Origin of the sequence: Gemmobacter sp., from assembly GCF_016792925.1 — a bacterium.
Classification (GTDB): Bacteria; Pseudomonadota; Alphaproteobacteria; order Rhodobacterales; family Rhodobacteraceae; genus Gemmobacter.
The window spans coordinates 1-13,996 of record NZ_JAEULU010000177.1 but is presented as its reverse complement, the minus strand read 5'-3'; the positions used below and the strand labels follow the sequence as shown (position 1 = coordinate 13,996).

The 13,996-nt window shown below is 65.2% G+C and carries 14 protein-coding genes and 3 tRNA genes; 6 read left to right on the top strand and 11 right to left on the bottom strand.

Annotation, left to right across the window (positions count from 1 at the left end; all coding sequences use genetic code 11):
* Nucleotides 1-303, bottom strand: a 303-nt coding sequence (locus JNN06_RS08385) for a 2Fe-2S iron-sulfur cluster-binding protein (protein ID WP_291239135.1), incomplete at its 3' end; no start/stop codon positions are given.
* 182 nt (nucleotides 304-485) lie between these two features.
* On the opposite strand from JNN06_RS08385, the gene JNN06_RS08380 reads away from it, so the two are divergent.
* From JNN06_RS08380 to JNN06_RS08370, 3 genes are read left to right on the top strand one after another with little or no spacing between them, the layout of a single operon-like run.
* The gene (locus JNN06_RS08380; RefSeq protein ID WP_291239134.1) at nucleotides 486-1,046 is read left to right on the top strand and encodes a peptidoglycan-binding domain-containing protein; all 561 of its coding nucleotides are present in this window, start codon (nucleotides 486-488) and stop codon (nucleotides 1,044-1,046) included.
* Nucleotides 1,043-1,678, top strand: coding sequence for an HD domain-containing protein (locus JNN06_RS08375; protein ID WP_291239133.1), 636 nt, complete (start codon nucleotides 1,043-1,045; stop codon nucleotides 1,676-1,678). The genes JNN06_RS08380 and JNN06_RS08375 overlap by 4 nt, the downstream gene beginning before the upstream one ends.
* The gene (locus tag JNN06_RS08370; RefSeq protein ID WP_291239132.1) at nucleotides 1,678-2,229 is read left to right on the top strand and encodes a L,D-transpeptidase family protein; all 552 of its coding nucleotides are present in this window, start codon (nucleotides 1,678-1,680) and stop codon (nucleotides 2,227-2,229) included. Before JNN06_RS08375 ends, JNN06_RS08370 begins: the two co-directional genes overlap by 1 nt.
* An 85-nt stretch (nucleotides 2,230-2,314) precedes the next feature.
* On the opposite strand, the gene JNN06_RS08365 is transcribed toward JNN06_RS08370, so the two are convergent.
* Nucleotides 2,315-2,391 (bottom strand) — tRNA-Asp (locus JNN06_RS08365).
* A 112-nt stretch (nucleotides 2,392-2,503) separates the two neighbouring features.
* The gene (locus JNN06_RS08360) at nucleotides 2,504-3,442 is read right to left on the bottom strand and encodes a pirin family protein (protein WP_291239131.1); all 939 of its coding nucleotides are present in this window, start codon (nucleotides 3,440-3,442) and stop codon (nucleotides 2,504-2,506) included.
* Between the two features lie 137 nt (nucleotides 3,443-3,579).
* Here JNN06_RS08360 and JNN06_RS08355 point away from each other — a divergent pair, with 137 nt between their 5' ends.
* Together JNN06_RS08355 and JNN06_RS17645 are read left to right on the top strand one after the other, a co-directional pair.
* Entirely contained in the window at nucleotides 3,580-3,783 is a 204-nt protein-coding gene (locus tag JNN06_RS08355; RefSeq protein ID WP_291239130.1) for a hypothetical protein, read from the top strand.
* Between the two features lie 138 nt (nucleotides 3,784-3,921).
* Nucleotides 3,922-5,160: a GGDEF domain-containing protein gene (locus tag JNN06_RS17645; RefSeq protein WP_366812642.1), complete on the top strand. Its 1,239-nt coding sequence runs from the start codon at nucleotides 3,922-3,924 to the stop codon at nucleotides 5,158-5,160.
* On the opposite strand, the gene JNN06_RS08345 is transcribed toward JNN06_RS17645, so the two are convergent.
* The 4 genes from JNN06_RS08345 to lon all read right to left on the bottom strand — a co-directional run bounded on the left by JNN06_RS08345 (nucleotide 5,117) and on the right by lon (nucleotide 8,387).
* Nucleotides 5,117-5,192 (bottom strand) — tRNA-Val (locus JNN06_RS08345). The two genes, JNN06_RS17645 and JNN06_RS08345, sit on opposite strands and share 44 nt — an antisense overlap.
* 101 nt (nucleotides 5,193-5,293) lie before the next feature.
* A tRNA-Val gene (locus tag JNN06_RS08340) sits at nucleotides 5,294-5,368 on the bottom strand.
* An 18-nt stretch (nucleotides 5,369-5,386) separates the two neighbouring features.
* Nucleotides 5,387-5,830 carry an HU family DNA-binding protein gene (locus JNN06_RS08335; RefSeq protein WP_291239128.1) on the bottom strand — a complete coding sequence of 148 codons (444 nt, stop codon included), beginning with the start codon at nucleotides 5,828-5,830 and terminating at the stop codon, nucleotides 5,387-5,389.
* Nucleotides 5,831-5,963: 133 nt separating this feature from the next.
* The gene (gene lon / locus JNN06_RS08330) at nucleotides 5,964-8,387 is read right to left on the bottom strand and encodes an endopeptidase La (protein WP_291239127.1); all 2,424 of its coding nucleotides are present in this window, start codon (nucleotides 8,385-8,387) and stop codon (nucleotides 5,964-5,966) included.
* A 267-nt stretch (nucleotides 8,388-8,654) separates the two neighbouring features.
* On the opposite strand from lon, the gene JNN06_RS08325 reads away from it, so the two are divergent.
* On the top strand, nucleotides 8,655-9,182 hold the full coding sequence (locus JNN06_RS08325; RefSeq protein ID WP_291239126.1) for a hypothetical protein: 528 nt from the start codon (nucleotides 8,655-8,657) through the stop codon (nucleotides 9,180-9,182).
* On the opposite strand, the gene tgt is transcribed toward JNN06_RS08325, so the two are convergent.
* The 4 genes from tgt to murD all read right to left on the bottom strand — a co-directional run.
* Nucleotides 9,179-10,309, bottom strand: coding sequence for a tRNA guanosine(34) transglycosylase Tgt (gene tgt / locus JNN06_RS08320; protein WP_291239125.1), 1,131 nt, complete (start codon nucleotides 10,307-10,309; stop codon nucleotides 9,179-9,181). The two genes, JNN06_RS08325 and tgt, sit on opposite strands and share 4 nt — an antisense overlap.
* A 99-nt stretch (nucleotides 10,310-10,408) precedes the next feature.
* On the bottom strand, nucleotides 10,409-11,686 hold the full coding sequence (gene eno / locus JNN06_RS08315) for a phosphopyruvate hydratase (RefSeq protein WP_291239124.1): 1,278 nt from the start codon (nucleotides 11,684-11,686) through the stop codon (nucleotides 10,409-10,411).
* A gap of 40 nt (nucleotides 11,687-11,726) precedes the next feature.
* The gene (locus tag JNN06_RS08310) at nucleotides 11,727-12,629 is read right to left on the bottom strand and encodes a DMT family transporter (protein WP_291239123.1); all 903 of its coding nucleotides are present in this window, start codon (nucleotides 12,627-12,629) and stop codon (nucleotides 11,727-11,729) included.
* A gap of 63 nt (nucleotides 12,630-12,692) precedes the next feature.
* Nucleotides 12,693-13,996: UDP-N-acetylmuramoyl-L-alanine--D-glutamate ligase (gene murD, locus JNN06_RS08305; RefSeq protein ID WP_291239122.1), on the bottom strand; the 1,304-nt coding region annotated here is incomplete at its 5' end.

The window sequence follows — 13,996 nt, the reverse complement described above, 5'->3', positions numbered from 1 at the left end:
TTGCACCACAAGGCCATCCAGCGCATCCGTCACCTTCAACTGGCAGGTCAGGCGCGAGCGGGCCGGGTCGGGTTGCCAGGCGAAATCCAGCATATCCTCTTCCATCGCGTCTTTCTTGGGCAGGCGGTCGACCCATTCAGGGGCGACATAGACGTGGCAGGTGGAGCAGGCGCAGGCGCCGCCGCAATCGGCCTCGATCCCCGGCACGCCATTGTCGCGCGCCCCCTCCATGACCGTCAGCCCATTGGGCACCTCGATCACATGTTGTTTGCCGCCATGTTCGACATAGGTGATTTTCGCCATTTTCCCGGCCCTTCCGATGCGTTCTTGCCGCAGACATAGGCCAGTTTCGCCTTGCTTTCCAGTGCAGGCAGCGCGGGATGCCTCGGGTCTTTCGCCGCCGTGGCTTTGCCGCTATGGTCGCGCGAAAGCGGCGCCGGGCAAGGCGACCGCATGACAGGCACGCAACCGGGGCCAAGCCACCGATGACCATGTTTCCCCCTGCCCTGCCGCGCCTTTTGTGGGCCGGGCTTTTTCTGGGCGCAATGGCCGCCTGTGACGGTGGCGCGCCGAAGGGCCGGGCCGCGGCCGATCTGTCGCAGGGCGTGATGCGGGTCAGCGGGCCGGATGTGCCGCCGCCGCCCGCCACGGAGGGGGCCTGCTGGACCACCGATGTCACCCCCGCCATCATCGAAACCGTCTCGGAGCAGGTGATCGCCACCCCCGCCGTCACCGATGCCAATGGCCGGGTTCTCAGCCCCGCCACCTATGCCACGTCCAGCCATCAGCGCATCCTGCGCGACCGGCAGACCGTGCATATCCGCACCCCCTGCCCCGAGGCGGTGACGCCGGATTTCGTGGCCTCGGTGCAGCGGGCGCTGAAGGCGCGCGGCTATTACCTGGCGCCAGTGACCGGGGCCATGGATGCGCCCACGCTGGATGCCATCCGCCGCTTTCAGGAGCCTCTGGGCCTCGACAGCCCGGTTCTGTCGCTGGCCGGGGCCAAGACGCTGGGCCTAGTGAAGACGGAGCTGGACGAGCTGTGAGCCTGACCGAACGCGATTACGAGGCCGCCTTGGCGGTCCTGTGGCAGGGGCAAAGCGATGCAGCGCATGATGTGGCGCATCTGCGCCGGGTCTGGGGCAATTGCCAGAAGATCGCGCGGCTGGAGGGCGGCGCCGATATGGCGGTGCTGATGGCCGGGGCCTATCTGCATGATCTGGTGAACCTGCCGAAAGATGCACCCAATCGCCGCGAGGCCTCGCGCCTGTCGGCAGAGGCGGCGGTGGCCTGGTTGCGCGAAACCAGCTTCCCCAAGGATAAACTGGAGGCCGTGGCCCATGCCATTGCCGCGCACAGCTTTTCCGCCGGCATCACCCCGGAAACCCATGAGGCGCGCATCTTGCAGGATGCCGACCGGCTGGAGGCGCTTGGCGCCATCGGGCTGGCACGGCTGTTTGCCGTGGCGGGCCAGATGGGGGCGCAGCTTTACGACCCCGAAGACCCGCTCGCGCAGCGCCGGGCACTGGATGACAAGGCCTTTGCGCTGGATCATCTGGAGGTGAAGCTGTTTCCGCTGGTCGAAACCATACAAACCGCCACCGGGCGCGAAATCGCGGAGGAGCGTGCCGATTGGGTCGCGGCCTTCCGCTCGCGGCTGTTGCGGGAAATCGGCTGATGCGGCTGTGGTGGGTGGCCCTTCTGGCGCTGCCACTGGCCCCTTTGGCCTATACCAAGGCCATGGCGCGGCTAGCCCCGCATCTGGCGCCGGTGGCCCTGCCCGCCATGGCGCCCGCCACTGATCAGGCCGACCGCATCACCGTGGACAAATCCGACCGCGAGATGACGCTGTGGCAGGGCACCCGCCTGCTCGCGCGCTATGACATCGCGCTTGGCGGTGCGCCGGAGGCTGGGCACAAGCAGCAGGAGGGCGACGAGCGCACGCCCGAGGGGCGCTATGTCATCGACTGGCGCAATGCGCGCTCGATGGCGCATCTGAGCCTGCATATCTCTTACCCCAACCCTGCCGACAGCGCCGCCGCCGCCGCACGCGGGGTCAGCCCCGGCGGCTCGGTGATGATCCACGGCTTGCCGAATGGCTGGAGCGCGGTGGGGCGGCTGCATCTGATGGCCGATTGGACCGATGGCTGCATCGGCGTGACCAATGCCGAGATGGAGGAGATCTGGGCGCGGGTGCCGGATGGCACGGTGATCGAGATCGCGCCCTGAAAGCCGCACGATCTGACAGCCGACGATCTGAATGCCGCCTGATCCGAAAAGCCAAAAGCCGCCCCGAGGGGCGGCTTTGGAAAAGTGGCGCGGTGGACGGGGCTCGAACCCGCGACCCCCGGCGTGACAGGCCGGTACTCTAACCGACTGAGCTACCACCGCATTGCCGCCCGGGCCAGCGCCCGGATGTGGGGGCTATTTACGGGGCGGGGCGGGCGGCGTCAATGGGGGTTTCACGGATTTTTCGCTTTTCGCGCAAAATCCTGAAATCGCGTCACTTTTCCGGTGCCGGGATGAATTCGGCATCATCGCCCGGCGGCAGTGAAAACCGGCCATGCGCCCAGTCTCCGGCGCGCCAGGCCTCCTTGGCGGCGTCGATCCGCTCTTTGGAGGAGGCCACGAAGTTCCACCAGATATGGCGCGGCCCATCCATGGTGGCGCCGCCCAGAACCATGAGGCGCGCGCCCTGCCCGCCTGCCGCGACACTGACCGCATCACCGGGGCGGAAGATCAGCATCTGCCCCGCCTGATATTCGGTTCCGGCCTGCGAAACGCTGCCTTCCACGATATAGACCCCGCGATCCTCGTGATTGTCGGGCATGGGCAGCTTGGCACCGGGGGCCAGCGTGGCATCCGCATAAAAGGTTTCCATCGCCAGCGGCACGCTGGCACGCGCGCCCCAGGCCTCGCCCAGAATCAGCCGCAGCTGCTTGCCCTCGCCCTCCAGCACCGGCAGGTCGGCGGCGGGGCTGTGATGGAAGGCGGCGGGGTCATCCTCGCGGTCTTTCGGCAAGGCCATCCAGCTTTGCAAGCCGAACAGCGCATGCGGGCGGGCGCGCATCTCGCCATCGGTGCGCTCGGAATGGGTGATGCCAAGGCCCGCCGTCATCAGGTTCACCGCGCCCGGCTCGATCCAGGCATCGGTGCCCAGACTGTCGCGGTGGTGCATCCGGCCCTTGAGCAGATAGGTGACGGTGGAAAGCCCGATATGCGGATGCGGGCGCACGTCGATGCCCTGCCCCGTCAGAAATTCGGCCGGGCCCATCTGGTCGAAAAAGATGAAGGGGCCGACCATCTGGCGCGCCACCGAGGGCAGCGCCCGGCGCACCTCGAACCCGCCCAGATCGCGGGTGCGGGCCACAACCACGGTTTCAATGGCATCCACCGCGTCGCCAATCGGGATTTGCGGGTCGAGGATCGGGTTCCAGCTCATCGGTGCCTCCTGTCTGATGCCTGAAAGATAGGCTGCCCGGGCTTTGCGGTCACCCGCCATGTTTGCGCGGCCTCTGTGCGGTGACGCACCAAGGGCGGCCCCTTGACGCTGTGGCGCGCTTGCGCGACACCGCCCGCATGAAGGCGATACTCTCCGACGACCGCACCACATTCACCCTGCGCCGCGGCGCCTGGTCGAACAGCTATCCGGTGGAGTCCGCCGCCGCATGGCTGGCCTTCTATCGCCGTCAGCCGGTGGATTTCCCCAAAGCGGGCCGCGCCTATGAGGCCTCGATCGCGGCATTGGAGGGTCTTTGCCGAGATCTGGGCCTGCCGGTCTGACGGCCATCTGACGCGCGGATGCATGACAGCGGTGGCAGGCAGCAAGACTGAAGGTCAGACGCGATTACGAACTTATTAACTATTTGCCCCCAGGCTGCGGACCGATAGCCTGATCTTCGGGGATGGCAGAGGGATACCATGGCGACTCGCATGATCGACCCTGCTGCGCTGCGCCAATACCGGCAACAGATTGCGGCGGGTTTCCTTCTGCTGCGCTTCGAGCCGGGCATCGAGAAGGACTATGCGTCCGAAACCCGGGATCGCCTGCGCGGTGCGGCGCAGATCTGCGGGGCGCTGTCTCTGGCTGTCTGGCTGGGCTTTGCCGGGCTGGATGTGCTGCGCGTGCAGCAACTGCCGCCGGGCATCGTCACCCATGGCGAGTTGCTGCTGTGGTTTGGCGCCCGATGGCTGGTGGTGGCGCTGATCGTGCTGGGCCTGGTGGCGGCGCGGCGGCGCTGGCCGGCCTATCCCTGGCTGGCCTGGCTCAGCTATGTGGCCTTGGGCCTTTCTGCCGGTTTTACCGGGCATCTGGCGCGGCTGAATGGCAGTTTTTCGGCCGATAGCAGCGTGATCGTGATCGTGATGGCAGCCTGGCTTCCCATGGGCTTCCTGTTCTGGCGGGCGCTGTGCGCGGCCCTGATCGTCGCCCTGACCTCGATGCTGATCACCATGCTGGCCCATGACCCGCGCCCCCTGAGCGAGCGCTTGCAGGTCACGGTGATGCTGCTGCTGGCGGTGCCACTGGCCGGGGCGGGCGGCTACCTGCGCGAATATGCCGATCGGCGGCAATATCTCCTCGCCAGTCTGCGCTATCGCGAATCGATGACCGACTCGCTGACCGGCCTGCCGAATCGCCGCCATCTGTATTGCGAGGCCGAGATCTGGCTGGCGCGACAGGCGCAGGACGGGAAAAGCTGGGCGATGGGAGTGCTGGATCTTGACCGTTTCAAGGCCTTCAACGACCGTTTCGGCCATCAGGCGGGCGATGACGCGCTGCAACAGGTGGCCGAGGCCCTGACCGGCGCGCTGGCCGCCCGGGGGGCCTTCGCGGCCCGTCTGGGCGGCGAGGAGTTCTGCCTGCTGGTGCCAGGGACACCGGCGCAGGCCGGGGCCATAGCCGCCGCCGCACAGGCCGCCATCCTGGCGCTCGCCCTGCCCCATCCCGACAGCCCGAACCGCGTGCTGAGCGCCAGCGTCGGCCTTGCCTCCGCCCGGCCGGGCACCAGCTTCGACACCTTGCTGCGCGCCGCAGACCGCGCGCTTTACGCCGCGAAATCCAGCCAGCGCGGCAGCCTGTATTGGGCGGATGTCGCAGAGGCCGATGATCTGGAAATGGTGGGCGGTGAGGGACTCGAACCCCCGACATTCTCGGTGTAAACGAGACGCTCTACCAACTGAGCTAACCGCCCGCCCGCGCGATCCCTAACGGATCGTCCGGCTTGCCGCAAGGGGCCGCGACCGCATCCCCTGCAATGAAAAAGCACAGCCGAAGCTGTGCTTTTCCGAATGATGGTGGGCGATAACGGATTTGAACCGCTGACATCTTCGATGTGAACGAAGCGCTCTACCGCTGAGCTAATCGCCCGATGCGGGGGTAATAGCCTCAGTCTTCGGCCTCCGCAACCCCCTCTGTCACATCTTTTTTGCCCGATTTTTCCGCCCCGCTCCGTTTCAGCTTCAGCACCAGCAAATCGCCCTTCTGGCGGTTCACCTTGGCCTTGCCCAAGGGCGGCAGGTTCAGTTCCTTGCCCTCGCCAAGCGCCTGCCCCATTTCGGCCAGCACCGCCTCGACGATCTCCTTGAGACCGTTTTTCTTGGCGCCACTCGTCTTGGCAACACGCTCCACCAGCTCCTTGAGCTTGAGAGCCTGGCTCGCGGGTTTGACAACCAATGCGGCGGCAGCCGATGCCTCGGCCACAGGTTTCACCTCGGGCGACGTATTGGCGGGCGCGGTATTGGCGGCTGCGGCTTTGGGTTTCGCCGGACTGGCGGGCTTTTTGGCAGGCTTGGCTGCCGCGGGTTTCGCATCCGACAATTTGGTGGCCATCTCGCCCTCATTGTTTCCTGTTTGCGCACAACAATAGGCAGGAATCAGGCCAGCGCAATCGGGCCTGCCACGGTCGGCATGAAAAAAGGCGCGGAAAATTCCGCGCCTTTTTCCTTTCTCGGGCGTCAGCGCCTCAATGGGCGATCTGACCCGGTTGCGGCTCGCCCTTTGCGCGAGCAGCCGCCGCAGCAGCCTCCTCCGCCGCCTCATCCCATTCCACCGCCTCGGGCTTGCGCACCAAGGCATGCGCCAGCACCTCGCGCACATGGGTGACCGGGATGATGGTCAGGCCTTCTTTCACATTGGCGGGGATTTCCGCCAAATCCTTCGCGTTTTCCTGCGGGATCAACACCGTCTTGATGCCGCCCCGCAGCGCCGCCAGCAGCTTTTCCTTCAAGCCGCCAATGGCGCTGGCATTGCCGCGCAACGTCACCTCGCCGGTCATCGCGATGTCCTTGCGCACCGGAATGCCGGTCAGCACCGAGACAATCGCCGTCACCATGGCCAGACCGGCGCTTGGGCCATCCTTCGGCGTCGCGCCATCGGGGACGTGAACGTGGATGTCGATCGCCTCGAACTTCGGCGGTTTCACCCCGATTTCCGGGCTGATCGAGCGCACGAAGCTGGACGCCGCGTCGATGGATTCCTTCATCACATCGCCAAGCTTGCCGGTGGTCTTCATCCGGCCCTTGCCGGGCAGTTTCAGCGCCTCGATATGCAGCAGATCCCCGCCCACCGAAGTCCAGGCGAGGCCGGTGACAACCCCCACCTGATCCTCGGCCTCGGCCAAGCCATAGCGATGGCGCTGCACGCCCAGATATTCCTCGACCTTCGCGACATCGACCGAGACCGATTTCGCCTTTTTCTGAAGGATTTCGGTCACCGCCTTACGAGCCAGCTTGGCGATCTCGCGTTCCAGATTCCGCACGCCGGCCTCGCGGGTGTAATAGCGGATGACATGGTTCAGCGCGTCGTCCGAAACCTCGAACTCGCCCTTCTTCAGGCCATTCGCCTCCACCTGCTTGGTCAGCAGATGCTGGCGCGCAATCTCGCGCTTCTCATCCTCGGTATAGCCCGCCAGGCTGATGATCTCCATCCGGTCCAGCAGCGGCCCCGGCATGTTATAGCTGTTGGCCGTGGTCAGGAACATCACGTTCGAGAGGTCATATTCCACCTCCAGATAGTGATCGACGAAGCTGCCGTTTTGCTCCGGGTCCAGCACCTCCAGCATGGCGCTGGCCGGGTCGCCCCGGAAATCCTGCCCCATCTTGTCAATTTCATCCAGCAAGATCAGCGGGTTGGTGGTCTTGGCCTTTTTCAGCGCCTGAATGATCTTGCCGGGCATGGAGCCGATATAGGTGCGGCGGTGGCCCCGGATCTCGGATTCGTCGCGCACCCCACCGAGGCTGATGCGGATGAATTCGCGCCCCGTGGCCTTGGCGACCGACCGCCCCAGCGAGGTTTTGCCGACGCCCGGAGGGCCGACGAGGCACAGGATCGGCCCCTTCAGCTTGGCCGAACGCGCCTGCACCGCCAGATATTCGACGATCCGTTCCTTGACCTTTTCAAGGCCGTAATGGTCGGCATCCAGCACCTTCTGCGCGGCGTTCAGGTCTTTCTTGACGCGGGATTTCACGCCCCACGGCACGCCCAGCAGCCAATCCAGATAGTTGCGCACCACCGTGGCCTCGGCGCTCATCGGCGACATGGATTTCAGCTTTTTCAGCTCGCCTTCCGCCTTTTCGCGCGCCTCTTTCGACAGCTCGGTCTTGCGGATGCGCTCTTCCAGCTCGGCCAGCTCGTTCTGGCCGTCCTCGCCATCGCCCAGTTCCTTCTGAATGGCCTTCATCTGCTCATTCAGATAGTATTCGCGCTGCGTGCGCTCCATCTGGCTTTTCACGCGGGATTTGATCTTCTTTTCCACCTGCAAGACGGACATTTCGCCCTGCATGTGGCCATAAACCTTCTCCAGCCGCTCGGCCACGTCGAGGGTTTCCAGCAATTCCTGCTTTTGCGCGACCGGAATGCCCAGATGCCCGGCCACCAGATCGGCCAGGCGCGCAGGCTCGCGGGTTTCCGAAACGGCGGCCAGCGCCTCCTCGGGGATGTTCTTCTTGATCTTGGCGTAGCGCTCGAATTCCTCGGCCACGGCGCGCAGCAGCGCGTCGACCACCGACTGATCGCCGGGGCTTTCATGCAGCGCCTCGGCCTCGGCTTCAAAGAAGCTGTCATTGGGCAGGAAGCCGGTGATCTTCACCCGGCTCTTGCCCTCGACCAGCACTTTCACCGTGCCATCAGGAAGTTTGAGCAATTGCAGCACATTGGCCAGCACGCCGGTGCGATAGATGCCCTCGGCTGTGGGTTCATCCACCGTGGGGTCGATCTGGCTGGACAGCAGGATATGGCGATCCTCCGCCATCACCTCTTCCAGCGCGCGCACCGATTTCTCGCGCCCCACGAACAGCGGCACGATCATATGGGGGAAAACCACAATGTCGCGCAGCGGCAGGACAGGATGACCCGGGAGTGGCGTGCTGGGGGATTTTTGGTCGCTCATGCGCGGTTCCTTGATCTGGCGGGAGGGCCGCGGCCCCGACCATCGGCAGCCCGTCCTCCCCCTCTTCGGAGTTCATATCTGGGGTTCTGTCATGTCAGTGTCAACTGCGCCTTGCATAAGATTGCCCCGGCTGGTCCGGCCCGCCGGGCAGAGGGGCGGCCATGCAGCCACACCAATTCCGCCCATAATGCGCCACAATCGCCGGGCATCGTTTCCAGATTAAGGGGCAACGCAGGTTTTGGCGCCCCGTTTGTGAGGACTGGTTCCATGTTCGACCTGCTTTCCCGTCTGCCGCGTCTGCCCCTCAAGGGGGCCCTTCCCGCCGCGCTGTCCAACCCGGCCCGGATGATGGCGCGCAACCGCGCCAGCCAGCGCGCCTGGCCCGGCGCCATGGTGGGGCGGCTGGTCGACCATCTGCTGCGCGAGGGCAGCTTTGCCAGCGCGCTCAGCGATCAACCGGGGTTTTCGGCCCGTCGCGGCGCCGAGGGCATCACCTGCCTGCGCAATGAGGCCCATCTCTGCGGCGCGATCCTCACGCCGCGCTCTGCCGCGCTGCAATTTGCGGTGACCGGCGCCGAGACCTTCGCCGGGCATACGCTGAACCCGCTGCTGCAAGCGCGGTTCGGCAGCTTGCCGCCCTGGCATGCGCAGGCCGCAGGGCTGGAGATCGCCATCCCGCTGGCCCCGGCGGTCACGCTGGCGCTGCGCCTGCGCGACGCGCCGGTGGACCCGCTGTTCATCGGGCGCAACCTGCCGGGGCTTTGCGTCGATCTGGCCGTGCAACTGGCCGATTAAAGCGGCTCGATGTCCCCTTCGGCGCGTTTGGCATGGAATTCGGCCACAAATGCCGACAGCCGCTGCCCGGCGATGGCATCGCGCAGGCCCTGCATCAGATCCTGATAATAATGCAGATTGTGCCAGGTCAGCAGCATGGAGCCGATGATCTCGTCGGCCTTCACCACATGATGCAGATAGGCGCGCGAGTAATTGCGGCAGGCCGGGCAGCCGCAAGCGGCATCCAGCGGGCGCGGATCGTCCTTGTGGCGGGCGTTTTTCAGGTTCACCTGACCATGCCGCGTCCAGCCCTGCCCGGTGCGGCCCGAGCGCGAGGGCAGCACGCAATCCATCATGTCGATGCCGCGCTCCACCGCGCCCACGATGTCATCGGGCTTGCCCACGCCCATCAGATAGCGCGGCTTGTCCTCGGGCAGAAAACCCGGCGCGTAATCCAGCACGCCGAACATCGCCTCCTGCCCCTCACCCACCGCCAGGCCGCCCACGGCATAGCCGTCAAAGCCGATCTCGCGCAGTCTGGCGGCGCTTTCCGCGCGCAGGTCGCGCGTCACGCCGCCCTGCATGATGCCAAACAGCGCATGGCCGGGCCGATCACCAAAGGCATCCCGCGAGCGTTGCGCCCATCGCATCGACAGCTGCATGGATTTCGCGACCTCGGCCTCGGTCGCGGGCAGCGCCGGGCATTCGTCGAAACACATCACGATGTCGGAGCCGAGCAGCTTTTGAATTTCCATGCTGCGCTCGGGGCTGAGCATGTGTTTCGAGCCATCCACATGGCTGGAAAACCGCACCCCCTCCTCGGTCAGCTTGCGCAGGCCCGACAGGCTCATGACCTGAAAGCCGCCGGAATCCGTCAGGATCGGGCGTTCCCAATTCATGAAGCGGTGCAGCCCGCCAAGCGCGGCGATCCGCTCGGCGCCAGGACGCAGCATCAGATGATAGGTATTGCCCAGCAGAATATCCGCCCCGGTCGCGCGCACGCTTTCCGGCATCATCGCCTTCACCGTCGCCGCCGTGCCGACCGGCATGAAGGCGGGGGTGCGGATCTCGCCACGCGGGGTGCTGATGACCCCGGTGCGGGCGCGCCCGTCTGTGGCGTTCAGCGTGAATGAAACCTTCTGTGCCATACCCGGCCCCTTTCATGCGAACGGGCGCCCCTCACCGGGCGCCCGCAAATTTTCGTCGAAAATTTGCTTTCGGATTTTCGCAGAAAATCCGTCGGCGTCTCACCCTTTCAGGATCGAGCGCCCGGCAAATTCCGCCACTTCGCCCAGCATCTCCTCGATGCGGATCAGCTGGTTGTATTTCGCCAGCCGGTCCGACCGGGCCAGAGAGCCGGTCTTGATCTGACCACAATTGGTGGCCACGGCCAGATCGGCAATCGTGGCATCCTCGGTCTCGCCCGAGCGGTGCGACATGACGTTGGTATAGCGGGCGCGATGCGCCATATCCACGGCTTGCAGCGTCTCGGTCAGCGAGCCGATCTGGTTCACCTTCACCAGCATCGAGTTCGCGCAACCGGCGGCGATCCCCTCGGCCAGGCGGCGCGGGTTGGTCACGAACAGATCGTCGCCCACCAGCTGCACCTTGTTGCCCAGACGGTCGGTCAGCGCTTTCCAGCCCGCCCAGTCATCCTCGGCCATGCCATCTTCGATCGAGATGATCGGATAATCGGCGCAAAGCTGGGCCAGATATTCCACATTCTCATCCGAGGTCAGCGACAGGCCTTCGCCCTTCATCTCGTATTTGCCGCCCTTGAAATATTCGGTCGAGGCGCAATCGAGGGCCAGATAGATGTCTTCGCCGGGGCGATAGCCCGCTTTCTCGATGGATTTCAGGATGAAGTCCAGCGCCACGCGGGTCGAGGACAGGTTGGGGGCAAAGCCGCCCTCGTCGCCGATCCCGGTCGACAGGCCCGCCGCCGACAGCTCTTTCTTCAGGGTGTGGAACACCTCCGACCCCATGCGCACGGCTTCGCGGATATTCGCGGCCGCCACCGGCATGATCATGAATTCCTGAATGTCGATCGGATTGTCGGCATGTTCGCCGCCATTGATGATGTTCATCATCGGCACCGGCAGAACGCGGGCCGAGGTGCCGCCGACATAGCGATAGAGCGGCTGGCCGGTGAACTCGGCAGCGGCCTTGGCCACGGCGAGCGAGACGCCCAGAATGGCATTGGCCCCCAGACGCGATTTGTTCGGCGTGCCGTCCATTTCAATCATGGTGCGGTCGATGCCGACCTGCTCGGTCGCGTCAAAGCCGATCAGCTCTTCGGCGATCTCGCCATTCACGGCGGCCACAGCCTCCAGCACGCCCTTGCCCATGTAGCGCGACTTGTCGCCATCGCGGCGCTCCACCGCCTCATGCGCGCCGGTCGAGGCGCCCGAGGGCACGGCGGCGCGGCCCATGGCGCCGCTTTCCAGCGTCACGTCCACTTCAACCGTGGGATTGCCGCGGCTGTCGAGGATTTCGCGCGCGTGGATGTCGATGATGGTGCTCATGGGGGTCCTCCGAGGGGGGAACGATGCTCTCGGGGGCTCTTTATCCTGTGGTTGCGTTTGTGGAAAGGGCGCGTTTGCGCAAACGCTCGCGCGCGAAGGTATAAAGCCCCGATCCGATGATCAAAGCCGCACCCAGAAGGGTCAGCAGATCGGGTCTTTCGCCAAAAATCGTCATGCCGATGATCAGCGCCGCCACAAGGCGCGTGTACCGGAAGGGGGTGATCACCGACACCTCGCCCACCCGCATGGCCTGCGTCACCGCCCAATAGGCCGCCACGCCAAAGGTCAGCGCCCCCGCGATATAGCCCGATTGCGCGAGATTGAGCGGCTGCGCCCCGCCGGTTACCGCCAGCATCATGGCCCCCAGCACCGCCAAAGCGATGAAGCCCCAGGCCGCAAGCGGCGTCGTGCCGATGCGGCGAGGGATGCGGCGGGTGGCCACATCGCGCATCGACAGGCCAATCACCGCCAGAATGGACCAGAGCGAGGCCAGCTGAAACCCGTCCAGCCCCGGCCTGATGATGATCATCACCCCGACAAAGCCCACCGCAATCGCCGTCCAGCGCCGCCAGCCCACGGTCTCGCCCAGAAACAGCGCCGCCCCCATGGTCACCACCAGCGGGCTGGCCTGAAAGATCGCCGTCGCAGTGGTCAGCGGCGTCAGCGCCAGCGCGGTGATGAAGCCGAAAGTGCCCGCCATCTCGCCAAAATTCCGCAGCAGGACGGCGGGGTGGAATACATCACGGCTCAAAAGCCGCTGGCCCTCGGCCCGAGCCATCAGCGCAAAAACCGGCGTGCCCAGCAGGCCCAGCATCAGCAAGATCTGCCCGGTCGGCAGGTCGGCGGCCGCCCATTTGACGAACATATCCTCGATGGCAAAACCGCTCATCGCGGCCACCATCAACAGGATGCCGCGCAGGTTGGGGTTTTCGGGTTTGGTCATGAGGGGCCTCCGGTCAGGCAGAACCCATAGCCGCCGCCTCCGACGCGGGCATGGCCGATTGCGTCAAACCTTGTCTGTTTTCAACAATTCCCGAACCCGCGCGGTGAAATCGTCACCGCGTTTTTCAAAATTCGGATATTGATCGAAACTGGCCGCCGCCGGGGCCAGCAAGACCACCTCGCCCGGCCCCGCCTCTTCGGCGGCGCGGGAAACGGCGCGCTCCATCGTTTCGCAGATCTCATGCGGGGTGTCGCCGATTTGCAGCGCGAAATCGCGGGCCGAAAAGCCGATGAGATAGGCCTTCACCACTGCCCCCAAATGCGGGGCCAGCGCCGCGATCCCGCCCTCCTTGCCCATGCCCCCGGCGATCCAGCGGATTTTCGGGAAGGCCTGCAAGGCCTTGGCCGCCGCATCGACATTGGTGGCCTTGCTGTCATTCACAAAGCGCACGCCCGCGCGCTCGCCCACCAGCTGACTGCGATGCGGCAGGCCCGCGAAGGAATGCAACGCCGCCTCGATCTGCTTGGGCGCAAGGCCCAGACTGCGGCAGGCGGCATAGGCGGCACAGGCATTCTGGTGGTTATGCGCGCCGGGCAGGCCTTTGACCTCGCGCAGGTCGATCGCCGCCATCTGCTTGCCCTTGCGCCATTCGGCCAGAAAGCCCTTGCGGGCAAAGACCGACCAGCCAAACCCCTCCAGCTTTTGCCCCGAGGAGATGCGGATCACCCGGTCATCCGCCGCGCCTTGCGCCAGTTGGCCCGCGAGAAACTGCCCCTCCAGCTCGTCCACGCCAATCACGCAGCGATCCGGCCCGCCTTCGGCGAACAGCCGCCGCTTGGCCGCGAAATAGCCGCCCATGCCATTGTGGCGGTCCAGATGATCGGGCGAGAGGTTGGTGAACACCGCAACATCGGGGGTCAGGGCACGGGCCAGCTCGGTCTGATAGCTGGACAGTTCCAGCACGATCACCTCGCCATCCTCCGGCGGGTCAATATCCAGCACCCCGCGCCCGATATTGCCGGCCATCTGCGTGGGGCGGCCACAATCCTGCAAGATATGGTGGATCAGCGCCGTGGTGGTGGATTTGCCGTTCGATCCGGTGATGCAGACCACGCGGGGGGGCGTTTCAAAGTTGTCCCAATGCGGGGTGGCCAGGCTTTGGAAAAACAGGCCGATGTCATTATCGACCGGCACGCCCAGTTCAAGCGCCCTTGCGATCACCTTGTTGGGGCTGGGGTAAAGATGCGGGATGCCCGGCGAGGTGACAAGGCAGGCCACCTCATCCAGGGCGCCGTGTTTCATCAGATCGGTGCAGGCAAAGCCCTCGGCCTCGGCCTTCAAGCGCGCCTCGGGGCTGTCATCCCACA

Excerpts from the sequence above, each read along its gene's own strand:
- JNN06_RS08370 (WP_291239132.1), top strand. The coding sequence starts at position 1,678 with ATGCGGCTGTGGTGGGTGGCCCTTCTGGCGCTGCCACTGGCCCCTTTG.
- JNN06_RS08310 (WP_291239123.1), bottom strand. The coding sequence starts at position 12,629 with ATGACCAAACCCGAAAACCCCAACCTGCGCGGCATCCTGTTGATGGTG.
- JNN06_RS08335 (WP_291239128.1), bottom strand. The coding sequence starts at position 5,830 with ATGGCCACCAAATTGTCGGATGCGAAACCCGCGGCAGCCAAGCCTGCC.
- JNN06_RS08360 (WP_291239131.1), bottom strand. The coding sequence starts at position 3,442 with ATGAGCTGGAACCCGATCCTCGACCCGCAAATCCCGATTGGCGACGCG.
- tgt (WP_291239125.1), bottom strand. The coding sequence starts at position 10,309 with ATGGCACAGAAGGTTTCATTCACGCTGAACGCCACAGACGGGCGCGCC.
- JNN06_RS08355 (WP_291239130.1), top strand. The coding sequence starts at position 3,580 with ATGAAGGCGATACTCTCCGACGACCGCACCACATTCACCCTGCGCCGC.
- eno (WP_291239124.1), bottom strand. The coding sequence starts at position 11,686 with ATGAGCACCATCATCGACATCCACGCGCGCGAAATCCTCGACAGCCGC.
- lon (WP_291239127.1), bottom strand. The coding sequence starts at position 8,387 with ATGAGCGACCAAAAATCCCCCAGCACGCCACTCCCGGGTCATCCTGTC.
- JNN06_RS08380 (WP_291239134.1), top strand. The coding sequence starts at position 486 with ATGACCATGTTTCCCCCTGCCCTGCCGCGCCTTTTGTGGGCCGGGCTT.
- JNN06_RS17645 (WP_366812642.1), top strand. The coding sequence starts at position 3,922 with ATGGCGACTCGCATGATCGACCCTGCTGCGCTGCGCCAATACCGGCAA.
- JNN06_RS08325 (WP_291239126.1), top strand. The coding sequence starts at position 8,655 with ATGTTCGACCTGCTTTCCCGTCTGCCGCGTCTGCCCCTCAAGGGGGCC.